Source organism: Nitrosomonas sp., from assembly GCA_031316255.1.
Classification (GTDB): Bacteria; Pseudomonadota; Gammaproteobacteria; order Burkholderiales; family Nitrosomonadaceae; genus Nitrosomonas.
This window is the reverse complement of the sequence record JALDQW010000001.1, coordinates 2,203,500-2,215,567: the sequence shown is the minus strand read 5'-3', so window position 1 is coordinate 2,215,567 and position 12,068 is coordinate 2,203,500. Positions and strand designations below refer to the sequence as shown.

Annotated in this window: 11 protein-coding genes and 1 tRNA gene; 4 read left to right on the top strand and 8 right to left on the bottom strand. The window is 47.8% G+C overall.

Annotated features, from left to right (window positions below; genetic code table 11):
- Nucleotides 1-28 precede the first annotated feature (28 nt).
- The 6 genes from clpP to groES form a co-directional block, all read right to left on the bottom strand.
- Complete coding sequence (gene clpP / locus MRK00_09780; protein MDR4517656.1) at nucleotides 29-610, bottom strand: ATP-dependent Clp endopeptidase proteolytic subunit ClpP; 582 nt, start codon at nucleotides 608-610, stop codon at nucleotides 29-31.
- 64 nt (nucleotides 611-674) lie between these two features.
- A complete protein-coding gene (tig, locus tag MRK00_09775) occupies nucleotides 675-1,979 on the bottom strand; it encodes a trigger factor (protein ID MDR4517655.1) in 1,305 nt (434 codons plus the stop codon).
- A gap of 153 nt (nucleotides 1,980-2,132) precedes the next feature.
- Nucleotides 2,133-2,217: transfer RNA gene (locus MRK00_09770), tRNA-Leu, on the bottom strand.
- 82 nt (nucleotides 2,218-2,299) lie between these two features.
- Nucleotides 2,300-3,058 carry a YciK family oxidoreductase gene (locus tag MRK00_09765; GenBank protein ID MDR4517654.1) on the bottom strand — a complete coding sequence of 253 codons (759 nt, stop codon included), beginning with the start codon at nucleotides 3,056-3,058 and terminating at the stop codon, nucleotides 2,300-2,302.
- Between the two features lie 189 nt (nucleotides 3,059-3,247).
- Nucleotides 3,248-4,903 carry a chaperonin GroEL gene (groL, locus tag MRK00_09760; GenBank protein MDR4517653.1) on the bottom strand — a complete coding sequence of 552 codons (1,656 nt, stop codon included), beginning with the start codon at nucleotides 4,901-4,903 and terminating at the stop codon, nucleotides 3,248-3,250.
- 66 nt (nucleotides 4,904-4,969) lie between these two features.
- Nucleotides 4,970-5,260 carry a co-chaperone GroES gene (gene groES / locus MRK00_09755; GenBank protein ID MDR4517652.1) on the bottom strand — a complete coding sequence of 97 codons (291 nt, stop codon included), beginning with the start codon at nucleotides 5,258-5,260 and terminating at the stop codon, nucleotides 4,970-4,972.
- 375 nt (nucleotides 5,261-5,635) lie between these two features.
- Here groES and MRK00_09750 point away from each other — a divergent pair, with 375 nt between their 5' ends.
- The 4 genes from MRK00_09750 to MRK00_09735 all read left to right on the top strand — a co-directional run bounded on the left by MRK00_09750 (nucleotide 5,636) and on the right by MRK00_09735 (nucleotide 9,351).
- Nucleotides 5,636-5,944, top strand: coding sequence for a hypothetical protein (locus MRK00_09750; GenBank protein ID MDR4517651.1), 309 nt, complete (start codon nucleotides 5,636-5,638; stop codon nucleotides 5,942-5,944).
- Nucleotides 5,945-5,978: 34 nt separating this feature from the next.
- Nucleotides 5,979-6,191, top strand: a complete 213-nt coding sequence (locus MRK00_09745; GenBank protein ID MDR4517650.1) for a hypothetical protein — start codon at nucleotides 5,979-5,981, stop codon at nucleotides 6,189-6,191.
- Between the two features lie 475 nt (nucleotides 6,192-6,666).
- Nucleotides 6,667-7,923 carry an adenosylmethionine--8-amino-7-oxononanoate transaminase gene (gene bioA, locus MRK00_09740; GenBank protein MDR4517649.1) on the top strand — a complete coding sequence of 419 codons (1,257 nt, stop codon included), beginning with the start codon at nucleotides 6,667-6,669 and terminating at the stop codon, nucleotides 7,921-7,923.
- 15 nt (nucleotides 7,924-7,938) lie between these two features.
- Nucleotides 7,939-9,351 (top strand): MBL fold metallo-hydrolase, encoded by a 1,413-nt coding sequence (locus MRK00_09735; protein ID MDR4517648.1) that lies wholly within the window; start codon nucleotides 7,939-7,941, stop codon nucleotides 9,349-9,351.
- Between the two features lie 49 nt (nucleotides 9,352-9,400).
- Here MRK00_09735 and MRK00_09730 read toward each other — a convergent pair whose 3' ends face one another.
- Nucleotides 9,401-10,459, bottom strand: coding sequence for a hypothetical protein (locus MRK00_09730; protein ID MDR4517647.1), 1,059 nt, complete (start codon nucleotides 10,457-10,459; stop codon nucleotides 9,401-9,403).
- A 66-nt stretch (nucleotides 10,460-10,525) separates the two neighbouring features.
- Nucleotides 10,526-12,037 (bottom strand): threonine ammonia-lyase, biosynthetic, encoded by a 1,512-nt coding sequence (ilvA, locus tag MRK00_09725; GenBank protein ID MDR4517646.1) that lies wholly within the window; start codon nucleotides 12,035-12,037, stop codon nucleotides 10,526-10,528.
- Between the last annotated feature and the right edge of the window lie 31 nt (nucleotides 12,038-12,068).

The following is a 12,068-nucleotide window of genomic DNA, read 5'->3' as shown; positions in this document are numbered from 1 at the left end:
ATACATTGTTATAAAAAAGTCATGCAACTTAATCGGCAGCTTCATCGCGATGTGTTAGCACAGCATCAACCAATCCGTAATTGACCGACTCTTCAGCACTCAGGAAATTATCCCGATCGGTATCTTTTTCGATTACCGAAACAGTCTGGCTTGTATGCTTCGCCATAATCTCGTTCAAACGCGACCTTAAATACAAGATCTCACGGGCATGAATTTCTATATCGGACGCCTGACCCTGGAAACCCCCAAGCGGTTGATGGATCATGACACGAGAATTCGGCAAACAATACCGTTTTCCCTTAGCACCGGCCGTCAACAGCAAGGCTCCCATACTCGCGGCCTGCCCGATACATAACGTACTGATATCCGACTTAATGTATTGCATTGTATCGTAAATAGCAAGCCCTGCAGATACCATGCCACCGGGAGAGTTAATATAGAGATGGATATCCTTTTCTGCATTCTCAGACTCGAGAAACAACAACTGCGCAACGACCAGATTTGCAGTTGTTTCGTTAACGGGGCCAACCAGAAAAACAACTCTTTCTTTGAGCAAACGTGAATAAATGTCATACGCACGTTCTCCGCGCCCACTTGTTTCTATGACCATCGGAATCAGGCCCAAGTTTCTCGGCGTCATCATTTCCTGTTGCCATTCAAATTTATTTGTCATATCAGACTATCCCCATCAGCTCGTCAAAAGTCACCGGTTTCTCGACCACTTGTACCTGCTGCAGCACCCACCGCACTACATTTTCTTCCAAAGCGAACGATTCAGCTTCCTGCAAACGTTCTTTGGATGCATAATGCCACTTCACAACCTCTTCCGGATTGTCGTAGTTCTGTGCTTTGTCTTCTATAATTGCGCGTATCTGCTCAGGCGTTGCTTTTAATTGGTGTGCTTTTAACAGTTCCGCCAGAATCAGTCCAAGCTTTATTCGTTGCTCAGCCTTGTCCTTGAACATTTCTGGCTTCAGCTGCATATCAACCGTATTCATGCCGCGCGAAGTAAAATCCTCACGCGTATTTTCCATTAAACGTTCGATTTCCTTATTGACCAGCGCATTCGGCGCGTCAATTGGCGTCGTATCCATTAAACAGCGCATTGCCTGTTCTTTAAGCCGGGATTTGATCCGTTTTACAACTTCTCGTTCCAGATCATGGCGTATTCCATCACGCATTTTCTCGACACTGCCATCCTGAATTCCCAGCACCTTGGCAAATTCTTCATTCACTTCCGGTAAAACGGGCAACTCCACCGATTTCAGCTTGATTTCAAACGTAACCGTTTTCCCGGCCACTTCTTTACCGTGATAATCTTCAGGAAAAGTCACATCAAAAGATTTTTCCTCGCCGGCACTCATACCAACCAGCGCTGTTTCAAAATCTTTCATAAATCTGCCATCACCAACAATCAGATAAGCATTTTCACCCTGACCACCTTCAAAATCGTTGCCGTCCAGTCTGCCATGAAAGTCCAGTTTGACGCGGTCTCCGTCTTGAACCGCACGATCTACAGGCTGATACTGAATCTGCTGCTTACGTATCATTTCGATTGTTTTATCAACATCTTCCGCATTGACCTGAGTTATGGGTCTTTCGATAGTTTGTTGGCTCAAGTCACCTACAGCGATATCGGGATAGACTTCAAACTGAGCGCTGAATGCTAATTGTTCCGGATCATTGTGATCCTGTTTCGTTTCATAGCGCGGATAGCCGACAACTTCCAAATTATGTTCCTTAACAGCTTCGCCGAATTCTTTATGTAACGCATCGCCAAGGACTTCCTGCTGCACTTCCGCGCCGTAGCGTTCTGACACCAGTTTTAACGGAACCTTGCCGGGACGAAAACCGTGCATTTTGGTTTTCTTTGCCAGTTGCTTCAGCCGTTTATTTACTTCATCCTGTATTTGATCCTGTGAGATTGATATGTCTATACGACGCTCCAATGCACCGAGATTTTCTACATTTGATCGCATTAAAATTCCTGATTGAATAACAACATGAAAAACTGAATTATGAATAAGTTTTCTTAAGCCTACCCATATAATAGGGTTTGATTATTTTTTGTTTCCTAATTTATGGCAAAACAGAGTGTCTATTCTACATACTGTCACACCACGCTGTATCAATGGTGCGAAAGGGGGGACTCGAACCCCCACACCTTACGGCGCCAGAACCTAAATCTGGTGCGTCTACCAATTCCGCCACTTTCGCAACACGCTCAGTATTTAATATATTCGTATATATTCCTGTTACACAACTGAATGATTATACCCGTTTATCTTCCAATGAGCACTTAATGCTGCGTTTGGCACAGAATAATTTCCCCATTTACCGCCTTGCTATCTGACCCCATGAGAAACAAGTAATACGGCATTAAATCTTCAGGTTGAGGCAATATCTGTTTGACTTCACCGGGGTGCGTTTTCGCGCGTTGCGGCGTATTGACAATACCGGGGATTAACGCATTAATGCGCAAATTTGGCAGCACATGCCATTCATCGGCTTGCTGCTTGACCAATGCCTCAATGCCTGCCTTGGCCACCGAAAAACCACCCCAATACGCCGTCGGATTATGTCCTTGTGTACTTGCTGTCATAACGATACTTGCATCCGGCGATGCTTTCAATAATGGCAGACAGGCTTTTGTCAACGCAAACGGCGCCAGCAGATTAACCTTCATCAGGACTTGCCATTGCTCCAGCGTCTGATTTTCCATTGGACTCGCTCCGTATAAAAAAGCCGCATTATGCAAAATACCATCGAGACGCCCCAATTGTTCCGCTATTGCCTGAGCCAGAAGTATAAACTCGTTTTCTGTCGCTTTCTCAAAATCCAGTGGATAAATAAGCGGTTGAGTCTTGCCGAGCGCTTCAATCTCATCGTACACACTTTCAAGTTTATTTACTTTTCTGCCATGCAGAATGACAGTTGCACCATGTTTCGCGTAAGCTATTGCAGCTGCACGCCCTAAACCCTGTCCAGCGCCCGTCACCAGAATTACACGCTCATTCAGCAATTCCACGGGCGGCGAATAGTCTTTGTAATTGTTCATAAGTTAAAATGTACCATGTATTGATCATATCAAAAAAGAAGAAAGAATATGATTAACATGGATATTCAAATAATCAACCTGACTTCAGCGTTCTGTTCACTTAAAAAAAAAACAACAACCCTCTACTCAAGGGTTGTTGCCTGTCTCTAACCGGATGGTTATACGAACGCCACTGGCGTTACGGCGTCATTACATATCCATGCCGCCCATACCGCCCATGCCACCCATACCGCCCATTCCGCCCATGCCAGCACCGGCAGAGTCTTCTTTTGGCAATTCACCAACCATTGCATCGGTCGTCAGTATCAAACTGGCAACGGAAGCCGCATTTTGCAGTGCTGAGCGTGTCACTTTAGTTGGATCCAACACACCGCTTTCAACCAAATCGCCGTATTCACCGGTGGCCGCATTGTAACCGTAGTTACCCTTGCCTTCGATTACTTTGTTGACAACTACGGAAGGCTCGTCGCCGCAGTTAGTTACGATTTGACGCAACGGTTCTTCCAGCGCACGGATCACAATCTTGATACCGGCATCCTGATCGTGATTGTCTCCCTTCAGTTTCTGAACAACCGGGATAGTACGCAGCAAGGCCACACCGCCGCCCGCAATAACGCCTTCTTCAACGGCTGCACGTGTTGCATGCAGCGCGTCTTCCACGCGTGCTTTTTTCTCTTTCATCTCCATTTCAGTCGCTGCGCCGACCTTGATCACTGCAACCCCGCCAGCCAGTTTGGCAACACGCTCTTGCAGTTTTTCCTTGTCATAATCACTGGTTGCTTCCTCAATCTGAGCGCGAATTTGTTTAACGCGGCCTTCGATATTAGCCCCATCACCTGCTCCGTCGATAATAGTGGTATTTTCCTTGCCAACCTCAATACGCTTGGCTTGGCCGAGGTTATCCAGCGTGACCTTTTCCAGTGACAAGCCAACTTCTTCGGAAACTACCGTACCGCCTGTGAGAATTGCAATATCTTCCAGCATGGCCTTGCGACGGTCGCCAAATCCAGGGGCTTTGACAGCGCATGCTTTCAGAATGCCACGGATATTGTTGACCACTAAAGTTGCCAGCGCTTCGCCTTCGATATCCTCGGCAATGATCAACAGCGGCTTGCTCGCTTTGGCCGTCTGTTCCAGAACCGGCAGCAGGTCTCTGATATTGGAAATCTTTTTGTCATGCAACAGAATATAAGGATTTTCCAACAGGGCAATCTGCTTCTCGGCGCTGCTTATGAAATAAGGCGACAGGTAACCGCGGTCAAATTGCATGCCTTCAACCACTTCGAGTTCATTTTGCAATCCGGAACCGTCTTCAACTGTAATAACGCCTTCCTTACCGACCTTATCCATCGCGTCAGAAATTATTTGTCCGATTTCGGTATCCGAATTTGCTGAAATGCTGCCAACCTGCGCAATTTCCTTTGCTGTTGCACAAGGTTTTGACATTTTCTTGAGTTCTTCAACTGTTACGCCGACCGCTCTGTCGATACCACGCTTCAGATCCATTGGATTCATACCTGCAGCAACATAACGCATGCCTTCTTTCACGATAGACTGCGCCAGAACGGTCGCTGTCGTTGTGCCATCACCGGCAACATCAGAGGTCTTGCTGGATACTTCCTTGAGCATCTGAGCGCCCATATTCTCGAATTTATCTTTCAGTTCGATTTCCTTGGCAACTGAAACACCATCCTTGGTAATTGTCGGCGCACCGTATGCACGATCCAGTACAACATTGCGGCCTTTCGGTCCCAGCGTTACTTTTACGGCATTAGCCAGAATATTAACCCCGTCTATCATTTTATGGCGCGCCACATCTCCAAACTTAACTTCTTTTGCTGACATAATTTTCTTTCTCCTCGTTATCTAAAATATTGTTTTGCAAGTTGTCTTATTCGTCGTCTGTAATGATCAGTTTTCGATTACGCCCATAATGTCATCTTCACGCATGACCAAAAGTTCATCACCTTCAACTTTGACTGCCTGGCCTGAATACTTGCCGAACAATACTCTGTCGCCCACCTTGACTTCCAATGCACGTACACTGCCATCGTCCGCAACCTTGCCCTTGCCGACAGCAAGGATTTCACCTTGGTCGGGCTTTTCCGTAGCGCTGTCTGGAATCACAATACCTGATGCTGTCTTGCGCTCCTCCTCCAGTCGTTTGACGATTACACGGTCATGTAATGGACGAATTTTCATGCTTTTTCTCCTATTAAAAATTTAACGCTGCAAATATATGGAATAACTTGTCTGTCTATTGATAGACAACACTGACAATCCAGAAATGGTGTTAGCACTCTTCATCAATGAGTGCTAACAATAATAAGGGCTATGATTCAGAATTTCAAGACCAACCCGTAGAAAAATTTTACCGGCCAGTACTTTTATGCGCCAATTCACACCACAGAACAAATCAATATGAAAGGAATCTGGCTGAAAAATCAACATCTGCAATTTCGCACCGGCTAGTCCATGCCAAAGCCCGCATCGGACGAAGCATTGATCCGGATCGTCAGGGCCGGAATCTGCAACACAGATCGCGAATTGATATAGGGCTACCACCCATACTGCGGCGTGCTCGGTCACGAATTTGTCGGCATCGTCGAAAGCGGCCACGGCAAGCAGCTTGGCAAACGGGTGGTGGGCGAAATCAATGCAGCCTGCGGCTTGTCAATCGGCAACATCAACATCAACGCTTCGGCACTGGTGGTCGACGAAATCACCGTCATCGGCTCGCGCTGCGGTCCATTCGATCGCGCTATCGATACACTTGCTTCAGGACAAGTCCAGGCAGAACCACTAATCCAGGGCAAATACCGTTTGGAACAGGGGATCGATGCTTTCAATCACATCCAAAAAAAGCACGTTGAAAATTTTGTTTGAGAACTGAATTGTTTATCAATTAATTGTACTTCAAATGGCTTTTATTCTGCCAATTGTCGCACCGGTTGATCGCGCGCAATCTTGCCGGAATCATGCCCGGTATGATGCTGCGCCAGCTTCTTGTAATGTCAATCGGAATGAAGAAGCGGCGGGCCGTGTTCAATGCAAAATGTCGCCAACACAAATCGGAGAAGAACCCAGCAGTGTACCCAGTTTTTTAGTTTCCGGCGTATCCATGTCATTGTAATAAACAATCCATACACTGGAATCGACAAAAATCAATGATCAACCCTCAATGCATCCAGATTGCCTCTCCACTTTAATTTTCCGCGGAAATGCTTAAACACACATAAATGTGTCCAATATGAATCCGGAAATTATTTAGATTGTCCGCTTAAAACCTGTTCAATCTTTCACTGAAGAACGCACTGCGGCGTAAAATTGATATCTTAAAGAAGTGCTTAACTGCTTGCCGGACTGGAAACTGTGCTTAATTCGGTTTACCATCGCCCATACGCGATATAAACCCCTTTTACACAGCAACGCATTTCCATCGAAATAAATGCTGATCAGCAAACAATCTTATACATAACCGCTTTTATTCTCATTCAAATATTTTTATGTCCATCACAAATCCGGCCGATTCCGCCAAGTCCAACGTTTCAGCTCTCCCCTCTTTTCAACAACGCAGCCTGCAAACGGTCTGGCATCCGTGCACGCAAATGAAGCTGCACGAAACTTATCCATTAGTGCCGATTGTGCGCGGCGAAGGTGTCTGGCTTTATGATGCGGATGGCAACGGCTATCTGGATGCGATCGGATCATGGTGGGTCAATCTGTTTGGGCATACTCATCCGGCGATTAATGCGGCGATCAAGGATCAGCTCGATAAAATCGAGCATGTCATGCTCGCCGGTTTTACGCATGAGCCGGTTGTTGCGTTATCCGAACGATTGGCATCGATTACGCCAGGTGATCTCGGGCATTGCTTTTACGCCAGCGACGGCGCATCGGCGACCGAAATTGCGTTGAAAATGAGTTTTCACTACTGGCAACTGGCCGGAAAACCGAATAAAACGCAGTTTGTCAGCCTGCAGAACGATTATCACGGCGAAACGCTCGGCGCACTATCGGTTACCGATGTCGGGATTTTCAAAAAAACGTATGCGCCATTGCTGCGTCCCTGCACGCATGTGATGACGCCGGACTGGCGCTATGCAAAACACGGCGAGTCTGCCGAGCATTATGCGTTGCGCTCTGCCGCTGCGCTTGAGGAACACCTGTCCCGGCACCATGACGAAACAGCCGCTTTGATTATTGAGCCGCTGATTCAGGGCGCGATGGGCATGGGCATGTATCATCCCGTTTATCTTAAACACGCACGGGAAATCTGCGACCGGTATCAGGTGCATTTGATCGCCGATGAAATTGCAGTCGGTTTTGGCCGCACCGGTACGATGTTCGCGTGCGAACAGGCCGATATCGCGCCGGATTTCCTGTGTCTTGCAAAGGGATTGAGCGGCGGGTATCTGCCGCTCTCGGTCGTATTGACAACCGATACCGTTTATCAGCGTTTTTACGATGACAAATCCTCACATGCATTCCTGCACTCGCATACGCATACAGGCAACGCACTGGCCTGCCGTACGGCGCTGGCAGTACTCGATATTTTTGAGCAGGATAACGTACTCGAAACCAACAAAATCAAGACTGAATATCTTAACCAGGCTGCCGCAGCATTATCATCGCACCCCAAAGTCCGCCATTTCCGCAATTGCGGCATGATCTGGGCATTTGAAGTCGACACCGAAATTGAGCAGTTTTCCCAGAAGTTCTTCCAGGCCGGGTTAACACAGCGGTTATTGCTGCGCCCGCTCGGTAAAACGGTTTACTTTATGCCGCCTTATATCATTACCGAAGAAGAAATCGATTTACTTGTCAACGGGACATTGCATATACTGAACACACTCGAGCAATAAATTGACCAACAAACTATGCAACTGACATTTCTCGGTGCTGCAGGCGAAGTGACAGGATCATGCTACCTGATTGAAACAGACGGTTTACGCTTTCTTGTGGACTGCGGCATGTTTCAGGGCGGGCGTGAGGCAGATGGAAAAAATCGCACGGCATTTAACTTCGACCCGGAAACAATCGATTTTGTACTGCTCACGCACGCGCATATCGACCATTCGGGCCTACTGCCCCGATTGAGCGTATGGGGCTTCAAAGGCCCGGTCTACACCACTTCGGCGACTATCGACTTACTGCATGTGATGCTCAAGGACAGCGCGCATATCCAGGAAAAAGAAGCCGAATGGCGCAACCGGGAACGGCGCGGCGCACGCAAGATGCGCAGTTCTTTGCAGGAATACGCACCGCTCTATACCGTTACCCAGGCTGAAAATTTTTTCAAGCAACTGCACAGCGTTGAATACGATGCTGAAATTTCGCCGCACCCTTCAGTCCGGTGTATTTTCCGGGATGCGGGTCATATCCTGGGTTCCGCCATGATCGAACTGTGGTTAAATGAAGAGTCCGAAACCAAAAAAATCGTTTTCTCAGGCGACCTGGGACAACCGGGGCATCCTATCGTGCGCGATCCGACCCCGATTCGGCATACAGATATTCTGCTGATTGAGTCGACCTACGGCAACCGATTGCACCGCAATATGCTTGATACACTGGATGAACTGGTATTCGCAATCAACAACACGCTGATTGAAAAAGGCGGCAATGTCATTATTCCGGCGTTCACCGTCGGCCGCACGCAGGATCTGCTGTTCTTGCTGATCGATCTGTATCGCGCGGGCAAACTCGGTGAAATGGATATTTATGTGGACTCCCCGATGGCCTTGGCGGCCACGGACATCACCATGAAGCATATTGCACTGCTCGACAAGGAAACCCTGGATGCGATACAGTGGATGAACGGCAATCACAAACGGCCGCGGATTCATTTTATTCAGGATGTTGAAGAGTCCATGCATCTCAACACCATCCGCCGTGGCGCGATCATTATCTCCGCCAGCGGCATGTGCGATGCCGGACGCATCAAGCATCATCTAAAATACAACCTCGGCTGTCCGGAATGCAGCATCGTCATTACCGGCTTTCAGGCTGCAAGAACACTGGGACGGCGTCTGGTTGACGGCGCAAAAATCGTCAAAATTTTTGGTCAGGACATTCCCGTCAGAGCGGAAATTTTCACTATCGGTGGCCTGTCAGCTCATGCCGACCAGGCCGCCTTACTCGACTGGCTGCGACATTTTACGAAAAGTCCGGAAAAAACGTTTATCGTTCATGGCGAACCCAATAGCGCAAGTGCATTGCAGTCTGCAATCACAGATCGTCTGAACTGGAAAAATGTTTCCATTCCGAAGCAGAAGTCCGTCGCCCATTTTTAGGCCATTCAGCATGTTGCATCATCGATCACCAAACTCGCGTCAGAAGGTCTTATAGCTTACCGAGCGCGCCATCAAGTTTTTCCCGGCATTCGTCTTTTTTACCGCCCAGATCCAGCATCCCCGTTGTGCGCATACATTCATTATACTCAAACAGAAGATCATTCTTTCTCTGAGACTTTTCAACTTTACTGGAAAGTTGCTTGATCTGTTTGACCACGACCTGCAGATCGATATTATTAATCGCTGCGCCAATACCGTCTATGCTGACTTTGGTGTCATCGAGCCTTTGCAGAGACTCCTGATTGATTTTATTGACCTGATGGGCAATTGTCCGGCTTACCTTGCTGGAATAATCTTTCAATTCGTCCACGTTCTGCTGGGTTATTGCCGTCAGTTTTTCTCCATAGGAATCGAGCTCAGTCTGTATAAACGCGTTAATATCACTTTCAAAGCTGTCCAGAGCCTTGTCGACTTCCTGCTTGAATGCACTCATTCGCTCTTCCAGCAAATAATTGACATCCGTTTCCAGTTTTTTGACGACATCGCCGGAAATCTTCTCGGCAGGTTCTCTGGAGCCAATAATTTCACTTGTGGCCGTGCTGACACTGGTTTTGATATCATCGGCCAGTAACTTCTGTTTATCATCAATCTGACCGAGCGCCTGCTTTTCATTTTCGGCCATGAGCCACGAAATCATGATCAATTCTTGCTTCTGTTTCGCATTAAGACCATTGAGCAGTTCGTCCAGCATCCCGGCAGCGACTTCTTCATTGTTCAGCGTGTTGACATATTCCAGATTGGCTGCTTCCATGAATTCTTGCAGCGTGTTGCCCATTTCATCGACATTGGCTTGTGCCCTGGACATTTCAGTCGATTGCCGCACCAGCTCATATGGCATGTAGAAGGCAAGCAGAACAAAACAGACCGTATATATCGTCCATTGCCACAGTTTCGATCTCAAAAAACCAATATAGCCGAACAACAAAAAAATCAGCACAACCGACGGCGACAGAATAAGCGCAATCTCAAGCCAGCTCCTCTGGTTCAACGCATTAATCAACGCATCGAAAGGAAACAGATTCGACAATTCAGCGATATATTCATTCATTTGTAACTCTCCCCATGTATCCGTCAAAATAAGTGTAAATTTCCGGTCATCTCAAAAAACCAGCCATTAACCAAGAAACAGCTTATACGCTGGATTTTTACTTTCATCCCAGTATCGATAACCGAGTTGATCCAGAAATGCCTTGAAATCGGACCGCTCCACCGGCGGCACTTGTATACCGATCAACACACGACCATAATCTGCGCCATGATTCCGGTAGTGGAAAAGACTGATATTCCAGTTGTGGCTCATGGCATTCAGAAAATCCATTAACGCACCGGGCCGGTCCGGGAATTCAAACCGATACAGGATTTCGTTTTCAATTTCGGGCGCATGGCCGCCGACCAAGTGCCGAATATGCAGCTTGGCCATTTCATTATTGCTCAAATCCTGCGTATTCAGGCCACTTTCCTGCAAGTCGGCAATGAGGTTCTCGGCTTCCTCCCTGTTGCGCACTGAAATACCGACAAAAACATGGGCCTCTCTGGCGTCGGAATAACGATAATTGAATTCCGTAATACTTTTCGTACCGATCAAACTGCAGAATTTTTTAAAACTGCCCGGTTTTTCCGGAATGGTAACTGCCATCACCGCTTCGCGTTGTTCGCCAATCTCCGCGCGTTCCGAGATATGACGCAAACGGTCAAAATTCATGTTGGCGCCGGAGGCAATTCCGATCAAGGTCTGATGCGCAATATTTTCCCGTTCGACATACGCCTTGATACCGGCGACAGAAAGCGCGCCGGAAGGTTCCAGGATGCTGCGCGTATCCTCGAAAACATCCTTGATCGCCGCGCATATTGAATCGGTATCCACCAGAATAACCTCATCGACCAGTTCGCGGCATAACCGGAACGTTTCCTTGCCAACCTGCTTGACGGCCACGCCATCCGCAAACAATCCGGCCTGCGCCAGTTTGACGCGACGCCCGCTTTGCAATGAACGGTACAGCGCATTCGCATCCATCGGTTCAACACCGATTATTTTAATTTCGGGAAAAAGCCTTTTGGCATACGCAGCAACGCCGGCAATCAAACCGCCGCCGCCAACCGGCACAAAAATGGCATGAATGTTACCGGTATACTGACGCAGAATTTCCATCCCGATAGTACCCTGCCCTGCGATGACATCCGGGTCGTCGTAGGGGTGAATAAATGTCGCCTGCTGCGATTCAGTCAGCGCTATCGCGTGGTCATAGGCATCGTTATACGAGTCGCCATGCAGCACAACCGTCGCACCGCGCGCCATAACCGCCTGCACCTTAATCTGCGGCGTAGTCACCGGCATGACAATGGTTGCGCTGCACCCCAGTTTTTTTGCGGCCAATGCTACGCCTTGCGCATGATTACCTGCCGAAGCCGCCACCACGCCGCGGTTACGCACATCCGGCGAAAGTTTGAGCATTTTGTTATATGCGCCTCGCAGCTTGAATGAAAAAACCTGCTGCAAATCTTCGCGCTTTAGCAATACCCGGTTATGAATGCGTGCCGACAGGTTTGATATCTTTTCCAGCGGCGTTTCTACCGCCACGTCATAAACTTGTGCTGTGAGAATTCTTTCTAGATAACTTTTTTTCATAAACGCCTGGAAATATATCAAAAAATACGTA

Excerpts from the sequence above, each read along its gene's own strand:
- groL (MDR4517653.1), bottom strand. The coding sequence starts at position 4,903 with ATGTCAGCAAAAGAAGTTAAGTTTGGAGATGTGGCGCGCCATAAAATG.
- clpP (MDR4517656.1), bottom strand. The coding sequence starts at position 610 with ATGGTCATAGAAACAAGTGGGCGCGGAGAACGTGCGTATGACATTTAT.
- MRK00_09765 (MDR4517654.1), bottom strand. The coding sequence starts at position 3,058 with ATGAACAATTACAAAGACTATTCGCCGCCCGTGGAATTGCTGAATGAG.
- ilvA (MDR4517646.1), bottom strand. The coding sequence starts at position 12,037 with ATGAAAAAAAGTTATCTAGAAAGAATTCTCACAGCACAAGTTTATGAC.
- MRK00_09730 (MDR4517647.1), bottom strand. The coding sequence starts at position 10,459 with ATGAATGAATATATCGCTGAATTGTCGAATCTGTTTCCTTTCGATGCG.
- groES (MDR4517652.1), bottom strand. The coding sequence starts at position 5,260 with ATGAAAATTCGTCCATTACATGACCGTGTAATCGTCAAACGACTGGAG.
- MRK00_09735 (MDR4517648.1), top strand. The coding sequence starts at position 7,939 with ATGCAACTGACATTTCTCGGTGCTGCAGGCGAAGTGACAGGATCATGC.
- tig (MDR4517655.1), bottom strand. The coding sequence starts at position 1,979 with ATGCGATCAAATGTAGAAAATCTCGGTGCATTGGAGCGTCGTATAGAC.
- bioA (MDR4517649.1), top strand. The coding sequence starts at position 6,667 with ATGAAGCTGCACGAAACTTATCCATTAGTGCCGATTGTGCGCGGCGAA.
- MRK00_09745 (MDR4517650.1), top strand. The coding sequence starts at position 5,979 with ATGGCTTTTATTCTGCCAATTGTCGCACCGGTTGATCGCGCGCAATCT.